The organism is Martinezella hainanensis, from assembly GCF_900094555.1.
GTDB classification, from domain to species: Bacteria; Pseudomonadota; Alphaproteobacteria; order Rhizobiales; family Rhizobiaceae; genus Rhizobium; species Rhizobium hainanense.
Map to the genome: position 1 here is coordinate 253878 of NZ_FMAC01000006.1, position 19017 is coordinate 272894.

Consider the following 19017-nt stretch of genomic DNA (forward strand, 5'->3'; position numbering starts at 1 on the left):
CCTCAGAGCAAGGCCTGTTCGTGAATGCCGAGATGCTCCCTCAACACCTTCCAGCCTTTCGGCGTGACGTCAACGGCACGTGACGAGGGCGATCGCCGTATGCAGCCTTCCGCAAAGAGAAGGTTGGTCAAATGAACGCCAAGCGGTCCAGCAAGATGATGTTGCCGCTCCGTCCAATCGAGGCATTGCCGGGCAAGCCCGTAGCGCGTAGGTTTGATACTGGCCGTGCTCATGCCCATGCGGTCGAACCACTCTGCACCAGCCGCTGTGAGTTCGAACCTCTTCCTTTCGGCCGCAATAAGGAACCCCTTTTCCAACAATCCATGGGTTACGGCGATCCCGACGCGGCCAGCCAGATGATCGTAGCAGCAACGAGCGAATCGAAGCTTTTGCGCGTCCCGGGTCAGCGGCTTTCGTCGCACGGATTCCGCTGGGCCGATCGAAGCCAGGGTCTCAAGCACCAGCGCAACATGGGGACCGGCAAGACGATAATAACGGTGCCGCCCTTCGGTTTCCACAGCCAGAAGCCCGCCGGCCAACAGCTTTCCGAGATGAGAACTGGCCGTCTGCGCCGTCACGCCGGCAGAATAGGCGAGCTCGCCGGCCGGTCGAGCCCGGCCATCGAGGAGCGCCGACAGCATGGCAACGCGCGCAGGATCGGCAATCAGAAAGGCAACGGCGGCTATATTCGGCTGGGTCGTCATGTCTAGGCCTCTTCATCTCAGGCAGCATCATAGCACCGAAATAGTTCGCATGTTTCGACACGCGTCGAAGCATTGGAGCAGGTTGCCGGCTTAGACTGGGCACACAGGCAATTGGTACGGAATATACCCATGACCAAAGAAATCCTCGCCTTTTTCACCGACACGCATCTCGGCCAGAAATTGGTCGCCAGGAGTGAAATTGCTGGCGACAAGATGGGCTATGAGGAGACGCCGCGAGAGCACGAGCATAACCTGCGCATGGTTCTCGACGACATCGCCGGCAAAGGCATTTCCAGGGTCGTCTTCGGCGGCGATATCGGCACGGCACATTCGGTCGACGGCTTTTTCGAACTCCTGCGCGATTATACCTTCGAAGTGTCGCTCATCCTCGGCAACCACGACACCTATCGCAATGTCGCGCCGTACTGCGACATGGGCGGCAATATCGTGGCAGGGAAACTGTGTTACTCGCGGCAAGATCCGCATCTGAAACGGATTTTCCTCGATACGTCCGACAACGCCGTCGGCGACGGCCAGCGCAAATGGCTTACCCGCGAACTAGAGGGTGTGAAGCGGGCCGCAATCTTCCTGCATCATCCGGTCCTGCCGCTCGACACGCCGATCGATCAAACCGGTGCCGCCCTGCGCGATCGGGATGAGGTCAGAGCGCTTCTGATCGGCACTGATTGCGAGATATCGTTGTTCTGTGGCCACTACCACATGATCGACGAAGCCCGGGAAGCAAACATCCTGCAATATGTCTCGCCGGCGGTCTCCTATCAGATCGTCAAGCAATCCGCGCGTCTGGAGGCCGATACAGGAACGTTCGGCTATCGCATTCTCGAGATGGATGAAAAAGAGATCAAAACGCAGGTCGTTCTGTTTTCAAAGACCCAGGCGACGCGGACATCTCGTGGCGCCATCTGACGGCCGCAAGGAGCAAAAGCACTTTCACTCCAGAGCGATGACACTATATCGTATTGAGGCGGTGCGGAATCGCCAGCTGATTTGAAGGATATGACAATGGGCATGCTTCTTTCTCCCGAACTCACGGTTTGCGGCATTGAGGAGCTGCCCGATCAACGGGTGCGAAACGTTACCCACGTGCTTTCCCTCCTCGATCCGGAACATCCCGAGCTCGATGTCTTCCACTCCTATGCCCGGCATCATCGCACGACGCTGCGCTTTCACGATATCATCGCGACGGCTCCAGGCCGCGTGATGCCGCAGCCGGAGCATGTCGACGCGATCCTGAAATTCGGCTCCGAGTTTCAGGCGCAACAAGATCCGGAGGCGTCGAGCCATCTGCTGGTCCATTGCCATATGGGCGTATCGCGCTCGACGGCGGCCATGCTGTCGTTGATGGCGCAAGCAAACCCCGACGAATCCGCCGAAAGCCTGTTTGCCCGCCTTGTCGCCATCCGCCCACAGGCCTGGCCGAACTCCCAGATGATCGGCTTTGCCGACGAGCAGCTCGGCAGGAAGGGCGATCTGAACGCGGCACTTGCCCGTCACTACGGCCGGCAGATCAAGGGGCGACCTGACTTTGTCGACTGGATGACGCGTCTCGGACGCCAGGCGGAACTGAATATGGCGATCCCTGCGTAAGGAGCACCTCTCCTACCTGAGGACTGGCCGCCGGCACGACGACCTCGTTATACATCTTCTTCCGCCGTGACAGTTCCCTGACAGGAATCGATGTCACCTTGGCTGCAATCTGTAGAGGACAGAGACGGTCGGCTCATGAGCCGGCTAGCCATTGGGGAGGAGATATCATGAAAACCGCGCTCGGTCGCGACTAGCGCCTGTCATCCGGCATCCGCCGCCGGTCATCACCAGCCAATCATATCCTATTCACCGGCTTTCCGTCAGGAGGGCCGCGCCGTCGGAGCATGTCCTCAATTCGGGGATGCAGGCAGCAATCGAAATCATGCAGCAGTCAACGGGAGGAATTCAAATGTCACTGCTATTCAATAAATTCAGCATCGTAGCCGCGATCGCCATTGGCCTCAACGGCACGGCCTTGGCGGCAAGCGACGAGCTTGTGACCGCCGCCAAGAAGGAAGGCGTTATCGCCATCTACGCCGCGACCGATCTGTCGCAGGCCCAGGCGCTGCTCGATGCCTTCACGAAGAAATATCCCGGCATCCGCATCGACTACAACGATATCGGCACCAACGGCGTCTACAATCGCATCATTTCCGAAGCCGCTGCCGCACAAGTCGGCGGAGATCTCGTCTGGACGTCGGCGATGGACCAGACGGTGAAGCTTGCGGCGGATGGCTATCTCGCTTCCTATGCCTCGACGGAAATTGGTGCGCTGCCGAGCTGGGCCGTCTACGACAAGACGGTCTATGCCACCACGCTAGAGCCGATCGGCATGATCTACAACAAGCTCGCCCTGAAGGAGGATCAAGTTCCTCGCACCCGCGCGGCCCTGATCGAATTCCTTGGCAAGGCGGATGTCGCCGGCAAGGTCGCGACCTTCGATCCGGAAAAGTCCGGCGTCGGCTTCATGATCCAGACGAACGACTCCAAGCAGCGCAGCGACTATTGGGATCTGGTTACGGCATTCGGCACCGCCAAGGGCAAGACCTATTCCTCGACAGGCTCCATGCGCGAAACGGTGGTTTCGGGCGAGAACGTGATCGCCTTCAACCTCATCGGCTCCTATGCGCTCGATTGGGTAAAGAGCGCTTCCAATCTCGGCGTCGCCTTCGGTCAGGATTATACGCCGGCCTTCTCGCGCGTCGCCGCCGTCATCAAGAACGCACCGCACCCCAATGCCTCGCAGCTCTTCCTCGATTTCATGCTGTCTCAGGAGGGCCAGAACGCCATCGCCTCGAAGGGCATGCCGTCGCTGCGCACCGATGTCGACCAGGGGTACAATATCAACACCATCAACGAACTGGTCGGCGGCAACCTCAAGCCCATCGCGCTCGATGACTCGCGCCTGGAGTTCATGGACCCCATGAAGCGCCTCGACTTCCTCAAGAAGTGGCGCGGATCGGTCAAGAGCTGACGCGACGCCCAATCACCTGAGAGCATTCTCGCAGCCCGAACAGAAGCGGGAATGCTCGAAAACAACCACCATCGAGAAGGAGGCGCGCCGATGTCGGCACCGTCGACACCCGTATCGACCCTGTCTCACGCCGGACGGCGATCGGTTCACGCGAACCAGACATTCACATCGATCCCGCAGCCGGCCAATGCCCTTGGCTTCCGGCGTATCGTCATCGGCCTGCTCGCCGTCGTCGTGCTGGCGCCGATCGTCCTCATCATCTACCAGAGCCTGCTCGACGGGCCGTTTTTCGCGCCGAAGAGCAAGCTCTCGATAGAGGCCTATCGCTATATCCTGACCGACGAAATGTTCTACGACGCGCTCTGGAACACGGTCATCATGGCGGTGGGCATGGTGGCGATCGCGGTGCCGCTCGGCGCCGCGCTCTCCTTCCTGCTGACGCGGACTGACGTCAAATTCCGCAAGGCGCTCGAGGTCGTCGTCCTCGTGCCCATGTTCATTTCGGCAATCGTGCTTGCCTTCGGCTACACCGTTGCCGTCGGTCCCGCGGGCTTCCTCACCATGCTGTCACGCGACATCTTCGGGGCAGCACCTTGGAACCTCTACTCCCTGACGGGGATCGTCATCGTAACCGGGCTTGCGCACGTGCCGCATGTCTATCTCTACGTTTCAGCCGCCATGCGCAACCTGCCCTCCGATCTGGAGGAGGCTGCCCGATCGATGGGCTCGCCGATCTGGCGGGTCTGCCTCGACGTGACGCTGCCCATGGTTTTGCCAGCACTGGTCTTTGCTACCGCGCTGAACCTTTTGATCGGCTTTGAAATGTTCGGCGTCCCCTATGTCCTCGGCGACCCCAGCGGCATCATCGTTCTGACGACTTACGTCTACAAGCTCACGACGCTGTTCGGCGTGCCGACCTATCAGCTGATGGCCGTCGTCGTCGTGCTGCTCGTTCTCTTGACGCTGCCGCTCGTCTGGTATCAACGCCGCCTGCTGCGCCATAGCCGCCGCTATGCCGCGCTCGGAGGCAAGGGGCCGCGAACGACCGTGATGCGGCTTGGACCGACCGGCCAGATCGTCGCGCTGTCCTTCATCGGCTTCTGGCTCTTCGTCTCGGTCGCACTGCCGATCGGCGGCATCGTGCTGCGCGCCTTCGTCGATGCGTGGGGCCAGGGCGTCAATCCGCTGGCGCATCTGACGGTCGCGCATTTCGCGACGCTGATGGAGGTGCCGACGCTGTTTCGCGGCATCGTCAACACGGTCGTCCTTTCCGTCGTGGGCGGGGCGGCGGCCGTCGCGATCTACCTCCTGATCGGGCTTGCCGGACACCGCCATAGAGGCATGTCCAACACCGTGCTCGACTATATGGTGCTGCTGCCGCGCGCCATGCCGAGCCTGATTATCGGCCTTGCTTTCTTCTGGCTGTTCCTCTTCGTGCCCTTCCTCATTCCACTGAGAACGACGCTGATCAGCCTGTTTGCAGCCTATGTCATAGTCGGCCTTTCCTATGGGCTGCGCCTGCTGCAGGGCACGCTGATCCAGGTCAGCCCGGAGCTCGAAGAAGCAGCACGGACCACGGGCGCAACCATCGGCCGGAGCTGGCGCGACATTGTCATCCCGATCATTCGGCCCGGCCTCGTCGGTGCCTGGGCGCTCATCATGATCGTGTTCCTACGCGACTACGCCACCGGCATCTATCTGATGAGCGCCGGCACGGAGGTCATCGGCTCTCTCATGATGGCGCAGCTCCAGTCCGGCGCCATGGATACGATTGCCGCACTCGCCTTTGTCAGCATCCTTCTTACCGGCGGCGGCCTTGCCCTCGCCCTTCGTCTCGGAGCCAAGATCCATGACTGATCTCATCGTTCAAAACGTCCATAAATACCTCGGCGGTCTGCATATCCTTCAGGGTGCCTCGTTTACCGCCAATCGCGGATCGATCGTCTCGCTGCTCGGGGCTTCGGGCAGCGGCAAGACGACGCTGCTGCGCTGCATTGCCGGTCTCGAACAGCCCGAAGTCGGTCAGATCAAGATCGGCGGCTCGGTGGTCTTCGATGGCGACAAGCGCGTCACCGTCGCGCCGGAAAACCGCAATATCGGCCTGGTTTTCCAATCCTATGCCCTGTGGCCGCACCGCTCCGTCGCGGAAAATGTCGCCTATGGCCTGAAACTCAGGGGCGTCAACAAGGCTGATGCAGAAAAGCGCGTCCTCGACACGCTCGGCAAGATCGGCCTTGGCCACCTCGCCGAACGTTATCCGGATCAGCTTTCCGGCGGACAGCAGCAGCGCGTCGCCATCTGCCGCGCCCTCGTCTACGAGCCGAAGATCCTGCTCATGGACGAGCCTTTGTCCAATCTGGATGCGAAATTGCGCGAAGAAGCCCGCTACTGGATCCGCAAGCTCGTTCTCGATCTCGGTATTTGCGGCGTCCTCGTCACCCACGATCAAGCCGAAGCGCTGGCGGCTTCCGACAATATCCTGCTGCTGCGCAACGGAAAGGTGGCGCAGGAAGGCCCGCCGCAGGATATCTATTCAAAGCCCTCGAGCTTCTACGTCGCCGATTTCCTCGGTGCGAACAATGTTGCCGCGGGACGCATCAAACGCGATGGCCCTACAGCCAGCATTCATGGTAGCAACTGGCAGCTCGATGGCGTGATGATGGGGGATGGGGCGGAAAGCCAAGGCAAGGCCGTCATCCGTGTCGAGCAGGTGGCCGTTCATGACCAGCCGGCACCGGGCCGTATCGAGATGCAGCTGGAGGCGTGCCTGTTCCTCGGTGACCGCTGGGAATACCGTCTGTCCTACGGCGATTTCAAGGCCAAGGCATTCGGCCCGAAGCTGATGGCGGCAGGCACGGTCTGGGCGGAGATCCCGCGCGAAAGCGTCTGGCTCTACCCGGAAGCGGCCTGAAGCAGTTCCAGGAAACATACGCAGCGGCTTTCCTGGAGCTGCATGAAAGCAAGAGAGAGCGGTTCGGAGTTCCACGAAGAACCGAACCGCTCGGAAAAGGGAGGAGCTTTGCATCAGGAATTCATGAGGATCGGGCAGGACGGTCGGCATGCGCATTCTGCTCGTTGAGGATACGCAGGATGTCGGCGAGGCAATCTGCCGTCGCTTTCAAGCTGTCGGCCATACGGTCGACTGGCAGACGAACGGCCGTGTGGCTGCCGAAATCCTGGCCTTCACGGACTATGATCTCGTCATCCTTGACGTCATGCTACCTGATCTCGACGGCTTCGAAATCCTAAAGGGGCTGAGGCGCGCCCGCGTGACGACACCCGTCCTCATGCTGACCGCGCGCTCCGAGGTCGATGATCGCGTCGGCGCCCTCGACCTGGGCGCCGACGACTATCTTGTCAAGCCTTTCGACTTTCGCGAGCTTGAAGCCCGAGCCAGGGTACTGCTACGCAGACGGAGCGGCGACGCCACCAACCTCGTCACCTGCGGCGACATCGTGCTTGATCGCACCAGCCGCTCGGTGAAAGTCGGCAAGCGTGAGGTCCAGCTGAAGCGCAGGGAGATGACGCTACTGGAAATATTTGCTTCGCGGCCCGGGCGCGTGTTCAGCAAGCAAGAGCTGCTCGACCAGCTCTACGGTTTTGACGAGGCCGTCAGTGCCAATGCGATCGAGCTCTATGTCGGGCGGCTGCGCAAGAAGCTCGAAGGGGCAAAGGCGCGCATCGTCACGCTGCATGGCATCGGCTACCAGCTGGTCTCCGATGACGCTTGAACGCTCGCTTTTTGCCCGCCTGGCGGTCGTCATGTCGGTTCTTCTGACCGCCGGCGCGGCAGTGCTCATAACCGCAAGCTGGTATTCCGCACGCACGGCGGCCGATGATGCCTACGACCGGGTACTGGTCGGCGCGGCATTGCAGATCGCGGATGGCCTCGCCGTTCAGGAAGGCGCGCTGATCGTCGACCTCAGAGCCTCGGCATTCGAAATGCTGGGGCTCGCCGACCGCGACCGCATCTTCTACCGCATCGTCGACCCCACGGGAAAGACGCTCACCGGACACCGCGATCTCGAAACGAAAACCGATCTTGCCACGGTTCACCGCGAGCCAATCTTGAGCTCCGGCCTTTATAAGGGCGAAGCGGTGCGCATCGTGGTCGTCGGACGCGCCCTCTCGGACCCGGCGGCCTCGGGCTGGGCACATGTGATCCTCGCCCAGACCGTCGAAGCTCGCCGGGCGCTGACACATGAGCTGACGCTTGGTGCAGCAATCACCATCATCATCATGTGCTTCCTGGCGCTCGTGGTGATGATCCTTTCCATCCGCCAGGCGCTGCGACCAGTCAACCAGCTGGGTGGAGCGCTGCGCCGGCGAGATCCGCAGGATCTCACGCCACTTTCCGTATCGGTGCCGCGTGAACTCCGCCCCTTCGTCGGCTCCATCAATCATTTCATGGGCCGCCTCAACGAACGCGTCGTCCTGCTGCAGCGGTTCATCGCGGATGCAGCGCACCAGATACGGACGCCGTTGACGGCACTTACCGCTCAGCTCGACCTCTTGAACAATGACAAGCTGGACGAGGCGGACAGGCAGCATCTCGGCCGCGTGCAACAACGCACCGATGAGCTGGCGAGGCTGACCAATCAGTTGCTGAGCCATGCCATGGTCATCCACCGTGCCGAATCCGTGCAGCTCGAACCCGTCGACCTCAACGAAGTCGCCAGACGCGCCTTTCGTGTGGCGGTACCGATCACGGTCGACCCGGATATCGTCGTCTCCTTCGAGGAGGCTGATGTCGAGCTTGCCGTCCTCGGTGATCCCGTCAGCCTGCGAGAGGCGATCGTCAACGTCATCGACAATGCCCTTCGCCACGGAACCCTTTCCAGGCTCGAAGTACGGGTGCGCGATGCCGGCCCCCTTGCCCATGTCGAGGTCGAGGACGACGGCCCGGGCATTCCCTCCGACGAATGGTCGCGCGTCACGCAGCGCTTCCAGACATCGAAAGCCGGCGAAGGAAGCGCCGGGCTTGGCTTTGCCATAGCATCGGAAGTCGCGGCCGCGCATGGCGGGGCGCTGCAGTTTCGCGCCAAGGAAGAGGATGCGCATGGCTTCACCGTCGTCCTTGCCCTGCCACGTATTCACCGGGAGGGAAAATGAAAGCTCGACGCCTCCCCTTCTGGCTTGGTTTCGCGGCCCTCACTCTTGCACCGACGCTCGCAATGGCCGTCGAGGGCACGTCAAAGCTCTTTCCAGCCGTCAATGGCGAAACGGCACGCCTGTCGATCCGTGGCGCGGCCGATCTCCAGGCCATGGAGCCATTGATTCAGGATTTTCAGGCGACGGCGCCGGATATTGCGATCGAATATTTCGACTATGTCACGAACGACCTTCATCAGAAGGCGGGTGTTGCCTGCGAGCAGAACGCGCCGCTTGGCGATCTGTGGCTTTCCTCCTCGCTCGATCAGCTCGTCAGCCTGGCCAATAATGGCTGTGCCTCGGCCTATCATTCATTGGAAACCGCCCAGGTACCCAAATGGGCCAATTGGCGCGACGAGGTCTTCGGCTTCACCTTCGAGCCGGCGGTCTTCGTCTACAATGCGCGCCACGTGCCATCGAGCGACGTTCCGCGCACCCGCGCCGAGCTTGCCGATCTGCTGCGCCGCAGGCTCGACTATTATGGGGGGCGAGTGGGTACCTTCGACATCAGGACGTCAGGCGTCGGCTATCTCCTCGCCTTCAGCGATGCCCGCCAGGCGACAGCGACCTATGGCCGCCTTCTCGAAAGCATGAGCCGCGCCGACGTCAAGGTCAGCTGCTGCACCGGGACCATCCTGCAGGAGATCGCCAGCGGACGGATCTACCTCGCCTACAATATGATCGGGTCCTATTCCTATGCGGCTGCTCAGGCCAATCCCGATCTCAGAGTCGTCATTCCACGTGACTACACACTGATCCTGAGCCGCGGCGTGCTGATACCGAAGACTGCACAGCGGCCGGACCTTGCCCGGCGCTTTCTCGATTATCTCCTCTCCAAACGCGGTCAGGATGTGGCGCGGCGCAGGGCCTTTTTCTTTGCGGAGAAAGGCAATATCCCCGAAGGGGTCGATGGCCCGTCGACCCTCGGGGAGTTAAGCTTCGTTCAACCGATCCGTATCGGCCCCGCATTGCTTGCCGCACAGGACGAAGCGCAACGGCGTCGCTTCATAGACGACTGGAGCCACTCGATGCTGAACCAGCCGGCGTCATCACCCTGAGCAAGGAGGTGATGCTGGTTACCTACCCGATCATCGCAACGGCCTCGCCGGTCGGCACACTCAATGTGCAGGGGTCGGCTCTGCTTCTGTTTCAGAGGCATCCTTCTTGTGATGGTCGGCTGCGAGCAGCATGTAGACTGCCGGCACGACGAAGAGCGTGAACAGCGTGCCGATGGCAAGCCCGGTCGCGATCACGAGGCCCATGTTGAAGCGGGCGGCAGCACCGGCGCCAGTCGCCAGGATCAGCGGCACGACGCCGAGAACCATGGCGCCCGTCGTCATCAGGATCGGCCGCAAGCGGATGCCGCAGGCGCCTTCGATCGCTTCGCGCTTGGTTTTCCCTTCGGCCTGCAGCGTGTTCGCCACTTCGACGATCAGAATACCGTGCTTGCTGATCAGTCCCATCAGCGTCACCAACCCGACTTGGGTGTAGATGTTCATCGTCGCGCCGCCGATGCCGAGGCTGATGAAGGCGAGCGCGCCTGCGATAGACATAGGCACCGAGACGAGGATGATGAACGGGTCTCGGAAGCTGTTGAACTGCGCCGAAAGCGCCAGGAACACGATGATCAGGGCAAGGGCGAACGTGGTCGCCATGCCACTCGATTCCTGTACGTATTGGCGCGACTGCCCACCGTAATCGACCGAGTAGCCCTGCGGCAACGTCCGTGCCGCGATCGATTTCAACGTATTGAGCGCATCGCCGACGGCAACGCCCGGCGCCGGCACGCCGGAGATGGTGGCCGAGTTCAATTGCTGGAAGTGCGCGACCGAGCGCGGCGTGGCCTGGAGCTTCGCAGTGGCGATCGCCGAGAGGGGAATCTTGTTGCCGTTCACGTTTGCGATCGGATAGTTCATGATCTGATCGATGGTCTGGCGCGACCGTTGTTCTACCTGCGGGATCACCTGATACGAGCGGTTGTCGATACTGAAATAGTTGACATAGCCGCCACCCAGCATGGAGGCCAGCGCCGAACCGACATTGTTCATGGACAGCCCGAGAGCGGATGCCTTACTGCGGTCGATCTGGATCGAATATTGCGGATTATCGACGTAGAGATCCTTCGTCAGGAAGATGAACTCGCCTGACTTCTGTGCTTCCTGCAGGAAGGCCGTGGAGACCTCGTTGAGTTGTTCGAAACCGCTTGTGCTGCCGATGGCAAACTGCACCGGGAGGCCACTGGCGCCAGGCAGAGGCGGTATCTGGAAGACCACGGACTGTCCGCCGGCGATCTTTGCCAGATCGGCCTGCACCAGCGGCTGCAGCTGATCTGCAGTTCTCGTGCGCTGATCCCACGGCTTCAGCACCATGCCCTCGAAGGACGTGCCCGGCACCTCGACCTGCAGGGTCTTGTCGGTCTCAGGGAAACTGCGGAAGATCTTGGTGACCTGGTTGGAATTGAGCAGCTTTTGCTGAAGCGTTGCATTGGGAGGGTTCGTCACCTGTGCGGCCAGGAAGCCCTGGTCTTCATTGGGCGCCAGTTCGGTCTTGGCGCTGGTGTAGAGGAAATAGATGCTGCCAAGCACGATGACGGCAAAGACCAGCGCCACCGGCACAGTGTTCAAGCTGCCATGCAACATGCGCACATAGGGGCGATGGATTTCCGAGAAGCGACGATCGATGAAGTCGGAGATACGCTCTTCCCAGCCGCTGCGATCGGTCAAATGCGGCTTCAGGATGCGCGAGCACATCATCGGCGTCAGCGTCAACGCGATGATCATGGACACTGTCACGGCGCCGACCAGCGTGAAGGCGAATTCCGTAAACAATGCGCCCGTCAGACCACCCTGGAAACCGATCGGCACGTAGACGGCAATCAGCACCACCGTCATGGCCAGGATCGGCCCGACCAGCTCGTGCGCCGCATCCAGCGCCGCCCTCATCGGTGTCGATCCCTCTTCGATGTGACGATTGACGTTCTCAACCACGATGATGGCATCGTCGACGACGAGGCCGATCGCCAGAACCAGGGCAAGCAGCGTCAGAAGATTGATAGAGAAGCCGAAGATCAGCATCATAGCGAAGGTGCCGACTAGCGATAGCGGTATGGCGACGACCGGAATGGCGACCGATCGCGGCGAACCGAGAAAGGCGAAGACCACGAAAATGACGATCAGGAGAGCCTCGACCAGGCTCTTCACCACCTCATCGATCGACGTGGTGACGAAGGTGCTGGAATCGTAAACAATGTAACCTTCGAGACCCTGCGGCAATTGTTCCTGGATGCTCGGAAACACCGCGCGCACGCCGGCGATCACATCGAGCAGGTTGGCCGTCGGCGCGATCTGGATACCCATGAACACGCCGTCCTGCCCATCGAAGCCGATCTGGACATCGGGATTTTGAGATCCGAGGGCAACGGTCGCGACATCCTTCAGCCGCACGATCGTGCTGCCGATCTGCTTGACCACCATCTCCCTGAACTCGTCAGCCGAATGCAGGTCGGTCTGCGCCGTCAACACCGTCTGCGTCATCTGGCCACGCGTGGTGCCGATGCCTGAGATGTAGTTGTTGGCTCCGAGCGCGGTCCAGACATCACCGGCCGACAGGCCATAAGCGGCAAGCTTGTCCGGCTGCAGCCAGGCTCTCAAGGCAAAGGTCCGCGCGCCGAGGATTTCAGCCGTCTGGACACCATTGACCGCCTGCAATTTCGGCTGGACCACGCGCGTCAGATAGTCGGTGATCTGGTTGCTGGCCAGAACGTCGCTTCGGAAGCCGATATACATGGCGTCGATCGACTGGCCGATGGAAACCGTCATGATCGGCTGCTGCGTGCCCGTGGGCAGCTGATTGAGAACGGAGGATACCTTGGCGTTGATTTCCGTCATCGCCGCATCGGCGCTGTAGTTGAGCCGGAGGTTGACGGTGATCGTCGACGTGCCGCTGGTGCTCGTCGATGTCATGTAATCAATGCCGTTGGCCTGCGCGATGGCGTTTTCGAGCGGCGTCGTGATGAAGCCGGCGATAACGTCAGGTGCCGCACCGGGATAGGTGGTCGTCACCGTGACGACCGCATTCTGCGTCTGCGGATACTGGCGCACGGTGAGCGAGCGGAACGACTGGTAGCCGATGACGATAATCAACGCGCTGACCACGAGAGCGAGAACGGGGCGTTTGATGAAGATATCGGTGATATTCATCGCCACACCTCAGTTAGGGTTTGCCGGGTTCGCGTTGGGATCGTTCGACGGCTGCACCTCGTTGTTGATGATGACAGGCGAGCCGTTGTTCAATTTCAGCTGGCCGGAGGTCACCACCACTTCGCCCGCGTTCAATCCCTTGGTCACGGCGATCTGGTCGCCGCGCGCCTGTCCCGTGCTGACGAACTTCTGATTGGCGACAAGCTGCGGCTTTCCATCCGCGCCATTGCCCTTGTCGGTTACCACATAGACGACATTGCCGTAAGGATTGATGGTAACCGCGGTCTGAGGCAGGGAGATATACTCCTTCGGTTCCCCGACCACCACCGTTATGTTGCCGAACATGCCGGGCAGCAGCTTGCGATCTGGATTGGCGAAGGTTGCCCGGATGGTGATGTTGCGGCTCTGGGTATCGACGAGCGGGCTGATGGCCGTGATCTTGCCGTCGAAAGTCCGGTTGCCGTAAGCATCGACCGTCGCCGTTACCGCCTGTCCGACCTTCAGCTGCGACAGGGCCTGTTGCGGCATCGAAAAATCGAACTGGATCGGATCGAGCGACTGCAACGTTACGACGGCGGTTCCCGCGGACAGATACTGACCGAGACTGACCAGCCTGATGCCGAGATGGCCATCGAAGGGAGCGCGGATCGAATATTGGTCGATCAATGCCTGCTGCGACGCGACCTGCGCTTGCGCCGCCTTCCAGGTCGCCAGATCGCTATCGACCTGGCTTTGCGCAATGGTGTTCGCCTTGATCAGCCTGGAATCACGATCATAGGCGATTTGAGCATTGGCCATCGTCGCCTTGTATTGATCCAGCGTCGCGATCTGCTGATCGGCAAGCAGCTGCACGATGAGATCACCCTTCTTGACGTCCTGGCCATCCTCGAAGCCGATCTTCTGGACGATGCCCTGGACCTGCGCCGAAAGATTGGCACCTTCGACGGCATTGAAGCTGCCGATCGATTGCAGCGTCGTCTGCCAGGGGCTCATCGCCGCGGTAATGGTCGAGATCGTCTGCGGTGGCGACTTGAGATTAGCCAGATAGGCCGCAATCATGCGGTTCTTGAATGCCTGGAAGCCGAAGATCCCGCCAAGGATCAGGCCTATGATGATCAGCATGATTATCATGCGTTTTATCATGAGTGGTAACTCTACTCTTCGGGAACTGGTCGGGAGAAATTCTGGCGGCGGCGCGACAGGATTTCACGGCAATCCTCTCAGAAACCCGCTGACGCCAAAGCGGTCGCAAGCACATGGTTGCCTGCAGCCAATCTCTGTATGGAAAGCGGCGATTATGGGGACTGGCAGGTTCGATCAGCCAAATTCCTTGGCGAAGACCCTCGCCAGGCAACGGAGCATTTCGCCCGCTGAAGACGGCGCTGACCTTGCAATGATTCCAGCTGGCGGCGTTCCGTGTGGCCATCCTCTGTAAACCTCACCAGTCAAACGCCATTGGCCTGCCTCTGCATTCGATCAAGGATAAGTTGTTATTATCCGATCCACAACAGCCGATTTCATATGCCTAAATGCATATTTAATGGAGTCTTGAATAAAAGCAATCATGGCTCCCATACGGTTGCCATCCCAAATCGCCGCAGCATCAGCAACCTTGATGCGATATGCGCCGGGCAAGCCGCTTCAGCCCTCAGCCATGCCGGGCCGCGTCGATCGCTGCCACATCGATCTTCTTCATGGTCATCATCGCATCGAAAGCGCGCTTTGCCTGATCGCCGCCCTCGCGAAGCGCATCCATCAGAATACGCGGCGTGATCTGCCAGGAGACACCCCATTTGTCCTTGCACCAGCCGCATTCGCTCTCCTGGCCGCCATTGCCGACAATGGCGTTCCAATAGCGATCCGTCTCTTCCTGATCCTCGGTGTAAATCTGAAACGAAAAGGCTTCGTTGTGTTTGAACACCGGGCCGCCGTTCAGGCCGACGCAAGAAATGCCCGCGACCGTGAACTCGACGACCAGCACATCGCCCTGCTTGCCCTCCGGATAGTTTCCCGGTGCGCGGATGGCGGCGCCCATCGCGCTGTCGGGAAAAGTCTCGACATAAAAATTGGCGGCGGCCTCTGCATCCTTGTCGTACCACAAGCAAATCGTGTTCTTCGCCATTACTTCGTCCTCCTGCTCTCCGTTTCCCGTCTCTTTGAAATAGGCGCAAGATCGCACTTCTCCACCCTCATCAGCACCATTTCGGCTGGGCAATGACCGGCTTCCTGTCGTAGCCTCGACATCCGGCGGACCGTTGAAGGGTTCGGTCATGTCGCGATCGCGCTGCGAGAGATCATGGCAAGGCTGCGGAAAAACAGGCGTCTCTCCAGCCCGAAAACCGATTGGAGTTCACGATGCTAGTCAACATAAGCGGATGGCCAGGCGTTGGTAAGTTCACAACCGGCCGCGAATTGCAGGCGATTCTGGGCGGAAAGCTACTCGACAACCACACTATTTTGAATGTAGGGCGCGCTTTGGCCGAAGGCGGGACAGCGGAGTATTACGATTTAGTCCGTGCCGTCCGATCTGTCGCGTTCGCGGCAATTCTAAGACTACCGCCAGCTCTGCCCATCATTTTGACAAGCGTTGTTGCCCGCGGAGGATCGAACGGATTTCTCGAGGAAAACTGGCAAGCGATCATCGATCTCGCGCAAGCACGAAATTGCCCGCTCTTCTCCGTCACGCTGACATGCTCGCCCGTCGAGAATGTTCGCCGCATCGTCAGCGAAGATCGCGGCAGGCGCGGAAAAAGTCAAAAGGCGGCGATTTTAAATAGGCTTGTCGCCGAGCGCTCGCTTTTCGACGATGGGGCGACATATCGGACGAGCATCGATAACACGACCTCGTCCCCCCGGGAGACTGCGCAACACATTCAAGATTGGATTAAGACTTTCCAATAGGGTTTGTTGGTCATGATCGGCCAGCACGTTCAGCACGGCTCTCAGACGCCATGTCTGCCTGCCTCCCAGCTTCGAGCATGTCGATAATGGCAGCAAATTCATCTCGCAAGACTTGGATCTCTGGGCCTACCACAAGGGCATAGTGCTCGACTTCTCCCGACCGGGCAAGCCGACGGACAACAGCTACATCGAGTCATTCAATGGCAAGTTCTGCACCGAGTGTCTGAACGCTCACTGGCTCCATAACGCCACGCCATAGCAACGCGATGGCGGATGACAACGCCCGCTTGAAGATGGAGGATCGATGCGGAGACTATGACGAGCTCCCCCCACACATGCGGTCTGGCTGCTGTGCTCAGCCTGCTGAAGAAGCAAAGCCTGGCTCCGAAGCGCATCGTCACTTACAAACTGCGCCCTTACGAAGCTGCAACGCGGGATGTGGTGCCTGCGATCAAACATCGATCACATAAGGGCCTGAACAATCATACGGAGAATTCTCATATATCACTTCGAGAATGAGAACGGATGATGCGGAGCTTCTGATCTGTCAGCGGTTTAGAACGTTTTGTCTCGGTCTTTTCAGCAGTTATAAACGAATCGCTCTTGAACGGATTAAAACCTTCGGCACCGCCTGCGAGTGACTAATCCTCTGAATTGACAGCCTTCTGCCGAATCAATGCCGCTAGACAATCAGCGAATAAGCATCAAGTAATGACCCCGGACGCTGCAGCGAAAACAATTGCTTGTTGTGCCTGTCCGCATAGAGACCCCGTATCGACTCAGACGCTGAAGATAAAAAACGCCCAGGACCGTGAATCGAGACGGAGTACTGGAATTCTACAGCAATCCGAGCACCAAGCGCAGAAAACAGTTAATTCTTGAAAACAACGGTACAAAGCAGCAAATTTTACAGGATTTCTTAAGCCGGTTTTTTCCGGCCGCTGTTTAGCTGACTCAGGATTAGGAACGGATATGATTCCGATATGATTCTACAACAGCGACATCCCTCCGCTACCATTTTCAAAGCCCTGCGGAGGGCTATGCTCGGCACGCTGTGCGCCATGGTCGGCTCCGTTGGTCTTTTACTCCTATTGAACCTATTGATGCCGGATCGACCATTTTTGGTCGGATTTGTCGGCGCAGCACTCGTTTCCGCATTTGTGGCCTTTCCGCTGCTCTTTGCCTTGCAGCTCAACAACAGCGCCATCCGCAAGATGCAGGAAAACGTCACACAGGCGGCGCGCTACGACAGCGTGACGAAGACACTGAACGGCACCGCCTTTGCCGCAGCCGTCGAGCACTTTATCGACCGGCGCAAACATGCTGCCACCGATGCCGGCGGCATCGTCATCGCCGTCATCGTCGACACCTTCGACGACATCAGCCGCCGCTACGGGCCGCAATGGGCCGATACCGTGATGCAATCGCTTGCCTCGATCATCCAGTCCTCGGTTCGTCGCGACGATCTCGTGGCGCGGCTTGCCACCAACGAACTCGGCATCTTCTTGCCTGGCGCCACGATAGAGGACGCCCACGACATCGGCACCCGCATTCGCACACGCCTCTCGGAGGCCACCTTCAGCGCCGACAGCGGGCCGCTTTCCGTCGCCATCCGCCTCGGCGGCATCTCCTTCGACGGCCCGGCCGACTTCAACCAACTCCGCCAGCTCGCCGACCAAATGGCCATCGAGCGCGGCGACGACAGCGACGAGATCCCGATCGTCGTGCTGCCAGCCGCGTGAGGCTGGCGACTCTACCGTCGCGGCAGCAGCCTAGGCTTAAGCGGCAAGACCCGTTTTTGATGCGGCGTCAAGGCAGCTAGGATTTCGGTTGGCCCTGTCGATCCGCCGAAGCTGATCAGACCTCGAAGGATGAGGTGTCGGTGTGGGGGTCTCGTTAAACAGCCCTGGAGACGGAAACCTCACCGCCCAGCCGAGCCGCCGCCGGGCGGAAAGAAGGTCAAATCGGGGCTGAATTCAACAGCCCACGGGCAGCGGCGATAGGTTCACCGCTGCCACAAACTAGGTCACTCAACCGGCTTGATCGAGGCTACGATTGCCTTGACTTCGGCATCATGCTTGTCTTCTTCGCCCTTGTCTCCCCAGTACGTCACCACGAGAGCGTTGTCGGCGCTCACCTGGACGATGAGCAAGCCGACACTGATTGGACCGTTTTCATCCTTACCATCCCACTCCAGGGTGGCCATCTGCATACCGTTGACCTCGGTGGCGGGCGTCTCCTTTTGAGTAGAGGGGTCGATCGTCACTTTGTTTTTTGCAAGAAAATCGATCGCACCGGTAACAACTTTCTCCATGGATTTGTCGCTGGCGACCTCGGCTGAAAGATAGACCGCAGAATCCTCCGAGGTTCCCTGGACGCCGCCGTCGGTTTCCTCCGGCTTCCAGCTATCTGGAATGGTGATACTTGCGACAGGCTTGTCACCAGGGAATGTCAAGGTCGCAGCGTGCGCCGTGAGAGGAGACGTTAATACAAGTAGGGCCAATGCGATGATTTTCTTCATGGTATAATCCTTAGAGCTTAAAACCGATATACAAAACGGCCATGAGACTTCTAAATACAACATGTTAAGATCGTGACTACCTGGCGAAGAAAGCAGAAATATTAAAGGGAACAAACCCAACAAAATACGCTATTGTTACTAATTCCCTTATTAATATATCAATCTCTAGTCGCAGTTCGAACCTTCATACTCGGCAGTTGCACAAGGATAGTTGGGTCGCTGATGTTAAATTCCATATTAAATTCACACTATTTCGCTGCCTGACGAGCGCGTCAGTTGCGAGTTGGACGGGATTGCCCTGAGGATCGGCTACCTTGCATGATCGTATCGGACAACACACGGAACTAACGTCGAACGTCATCCTCAAATGGCAGCAAGACCATGCTGGCGAGTGGCATTACATTGCTCCGGGCAAGCCGATGCAAATCAGCTTTGTGGAGAGCCTCAACGAACGCTCGCGCGACGAATTTCTCAACGAGAAGGTCTTCGCCAGCTACCGCCATACGAGAGAGATCATCA

15 protein-coding genes and 3 pseudogenes are annotated in these 19017 nt (G+C 59.3%); 13 read left to right on the forward strand and 5 right to left on the reverse strand.

Translation table 11 applies throughout. The annotated features are described in order from the left end of the window. Positions 1-2: 2 nt before the first annotated feature. The gene (locus GA0061100_RS20375; RefSeq protein ID WP_075854555.1) at positions 3-704 is read right to left on the reverse strand and encodes an ArsR/SmtB family transcription factor; all 702 of its coding nucleotides are present in this window, start codon (positions 702-704) and stop codon (positions 3-5) included. A 129-nt stretch (positions 705-833) separates the two neighbouring features. On the opposite strand from GA0061100_RS20375, the gene GA0061100_RS20380 reads away from it, so the two are divergent. The 8 genes from GA0061100_RS20380 to GA0061100_RS20415 all read left to right on the forward strand — a co-directional run bounded on the left by GA0061100_RS20380 (position 834) and on the right by GA0061100_RS20415 (position 9935). After that, on the forward strand, positions 834-1631 hold the full coding sequence (locus tag GA0061100_RS20380) for a metallophosphoesterase family protein (protein ID WP_075854556.1): 798 nt from the start codon (positions 834-836) through the stop codon (positions 1629-1631). Between the two features lie 102 nt (positions 1632-1733). Beyond that, the gene (locus GA0061100_RS20385) at positions 1734-2312 is read left to right on the forward strand and encodes a tyrosine phosphatase family protein (RefSeq protein WP_425298692.1); all 579 of its coding nucleotides are present in this window, start codon (positions 1734-1736) and stop codon (positions 2310-2312) included. 349 nt (positions 2313-2661) lie between these two features. Further along, the gene (locus GA0061100_RS20390) at positions 2662-3726 is read left to right on the forward strand and encodes an ABC transporter substrate-binding protein (RefSeq protein WP_075854759.1); all 1065 of its coding nucleotides are present in this window, start codon (positions 2662-2664) and stop codon (positions 3724-3726) included. Between the two features lie 90 nt (positions 3727-3816). Next, entirely contained in the window at positions 3817-5583 is a 1767-nt protein-coding gene (locus tag GA0061100_RS20395; protein WP_208621563.1) for an ABC transporter permease, read from the forward strand. Further along, the gene (locus tag GA0061100_RS20400; protein WP_075854558.1) at positions 5576-6637 is read left to right on the forward strand and encodes an ABC transporter ATP-binding protein; all 1062 of its coding nucleotides are present in this window, start codon (positions 5576-5578) and stop codon (positions 6635-6637) included. The genes GA0061100_RS20395 and GA0061100_RS20400 overlap by 8 nt, the downstream gene beginning before the upstream one ends. A gap of 148 nt (positions 6638-6785) precedes the next feature. Beyond that, complete coding sequence (locus tag GA0061100_RS20405; RefSeq protein WP_075854559.1) at positions 6786-7457, forward strand: response regulator transcription factor; 672 nt, start codon at positions 6786-6788, stop codon at positions 7455-7457. Then, a complete protein-coding gene (locus tag GA0061100_RS20410) occupies positions 7447-8838 on the forward strand; it encodes a sensor histidine kinase (protein ID WP_244557896.1) in 1392 nt (463 codons plus the stop codon). Before GA0061100_RS20405 ends, GA0061100_RS20410 begins: the two co-directional genes overlap by 11 nt. Next, entirely contained in the window at positions 8835-9935 is a 1101-nt protein-coding gene (locus GA0061100_RS20415; RefSeq protein ID WP_075854561.1) for an ABC transporter substrate-binding protein, read from the forward strand. Before GA0061100_RS20410 ends, GA0061100_RS20415 begins: the two co-directional genes overlap by 4 nt. A 60-nt stretch (positions 9936-9995) precedes the next feature. Here GA0061100_RS20415 and GA0061100_RS20420 read toward each other — a convergent pair whose 3' ends face one another. The 3 genes from GA0061100_RS20420 to GA0061100_RS20430 form a co-directional block, all read right to left on the reverse strand. After that, on the reverse strand, positions 9996-13076 hold the full coding sequence (locus GA0061100_RS20420) for an efflux RND transporter permease subunit (RefSeq protein WP_075854562.1): 3081 nt from the start codon (positions 13074-13076) through the stop codon (positions 9996-9998). Positions 13077-13085: 9 nt separating this feature from the next. Continuing rightward, complete coding sequence (locus tag GA0061100_RS20425) at positions 13086-14207, reverse strand: efflux RND transporter periplasmic adaptor subunit (RefSeq protein WP_244557897.1); 1122 nt, start codon at positions 14205-14207, stop codon at positions 13086-13088. Positions 14208-14724: 517 nt separating this feature from the next. Beyond that, positions 14725-15198 carry a VOC family protein gene (locus tag GA0061100_RS20430; RefSeq protein ID WP_075854564.1) on the reverse strand — a complete coding sequence of 158 codons (474 nt, stop codon included), beginning with the start codon at positions 15196-15198 and terminating at the stop codon, positions 14725-14727. Between the two features lie 233 nt (positions 15199-15431). Between GA0061100_RS20430 and GA0061100_RS20435 the strand changes: the two genes are divergently transcribed. The 4 genes and pseudogenes from GA0061100_RS20435 to GA0061100_RS20445 all read left to right on the forward strand — a co-directional run bounded on the left by GA0061100_RS20435 (position 15432) and on the right by GA0061100_RS20445 (position 17719). Further along, positions 15432-15977 (forward strand): DEAD/DEAH box helicase family protein, encoded by a 546-nt coding sequence (locus tag GA0061100_RS20435; RefSeq protein WP_075854565.1) that lies wholly within the window; start codon positions 15432-15434, stop codon positions 15975-15977. A 64-nt stretch (positions 15978-16041) separates the two neighbouring features. Further along, positions 16042-16215 (forward strand): annotated as a pseudogene (locus GA0061100_RS20440) (integrase core domain-containing protein); the annotation flags it as partial. Between the two features lie 113 nt (positions 16216-16328). Further along, positions 16329-16517: pseudogene (locus GA0061100_RS35205) on the forward strand (DDE-type integrase/transposase/recombinase); the annotation flags it as partial. 581 nt (positions 16518-17098) lie between these two features. Continuing rightward, positions 17099-17719, forward strand: coding sequence for a GGDEF domain-containing protein (locus tag GA0061100_RS20445; protein WP_244557898.1), 621 nt, complete (start codon positions 17099-17101; stop codon positions 17717-17719). 284 nt (positions 17720-18003) lie between these two features. Here the strand turns inward: GA0061100_RS20445 and GA0061100_RS20450 are convergent, their stop codons facing one another. Beyond that, positions 18004-18498 carry a histidine kinase gene (locus GA0061100_RS20450; protein ID WP_075854567.1) on the reverse strand — a complete coding sequence of 165 codons (495 nt, stop codon included), beginning with the start codon at positions 18496-18498 and terminating at the stop codon, positions 18004-18006. A 253-nt stretch (positions 18499-18751) separates the two neighbouring features. On the opposite strand from GA0061100_RS20450, the pseudogene GA0061100_RS35210 reads away from it, so the two are divergent. Next, positions 18752-19016, forward strand: a pseudogene (locus GA0061100_RS35210) (integrase core domain-containing protein); the annotation flags it as partial. Position 19017: the final 1 nt, after the last annotated feature.

What these genes read in the sequence shown, in the direction of transcription:
- GA0061100_RS20395 (WP_208621563.1), top strand. Translation starts at nt 3,817, where the DNA reads ATGTCGGCACCGTCGACACCCGTATCGACCCTGTCTCACGCCGGACGG.
- GA0061100_RS20375 (WP_075854555.1), bottom strand. Translation starts at nt 704, where the DNA reads ATGACGACCCAGCCGAATATAGCCGCCGTTGCCTTTCTGATTGCCGAT.
- GA0061100_RS20435 (WP_075854565.1), top strand. Translation starts at nt 15,432, where the DNA reads ATGCTAGTCAACATAAGCGGATGGCCAGGCGTTGGTAAGTTCACAACC.
- GA0061100_RS20380 (WP_075854556.1), top strand. Translation starts at nt 834, where the DNA reads ATGACCAAAGAAATCCTCGCCTTTTTCACCGACACGCATCTCGGCCAG.
- GA0061100_RS20420 (WP_075854562.1), bottom strand. Translation starts at nt 13,076, where the DNA reads ATGAATATCACCGATATCTTCATCAAACGCCCCGTTCTCGCTCTCGTG.
- GA0061100_RS20450 (WP_075854567.1), bottom strand. Translation starts at nt 18,498, where the DNA reads ATGAAGAAAATCATCGCATTGGCCCTACTTGTATTAACGTCTCCTCTC.
- GA0061100_RS20405 (WP_075854559.1), top strand. Translation starts at nt 6,786, where the DNA reads ATGCGCATTCTGCTCGTTGAGGATACGCAGGATGTCGGCGAGGCAATC.
- GA0061100_RS20410 (WP_244557896.1), top strand. Translation starts at nt 7,447, where the DNA reads ATGACGCTTGAACGCTCGCTTTTTGCCCGCCTGGCGGTCGTCATGTCG.
- GA0061100_RS20400 (WP_075854558.1), top strand. Translation starts at nt 5,576, where the DNA reads ATGACTGATCTCATCGTTCAAAACGTCCATAAATACCTCGGCGGTCTG.
- GA0061100_RS20425 (WP_244557897.1), bottom strand. Translation starts at nt 14,207, where the DNA reads ATGATAATCATGCTGATCATCATAGGCCTGATCCTTGGCGGGATCTTC.
- GA0061100_RS20390 (WP_075854759.1), top strand. Translation starts at nt 2,662, where the DNA reads ATGTCACTGCTATTCAATAAATTCAGCATCGTAGCCGCGATCGCCATT.
- GA0061100_RS20385 (WP_425298692.1), top strand. Translation starts at nt 1,734, where the DNA reads ATGCTTCTTTCTCCCGAACTCACGGTTTGCGGCATTGAGGAGCTGCCC.
- GA0061100_RS20415 (WP_075854561.1), top strand. Translation starts at nt 8,835, where the DNA reads ATGAAAGCTCGACGCCTCCCCTTCTGGCTTGGTTTCGCGGCCCTCACT.
- GA0061100_RS20430 (WP_075854564.1), bottom strand. Translation starts at nt 15,198, where the DNA reads ATGGCGAAGAACACGATTTGCTTGTGGTACGACAAGGATGCAGAGGCC.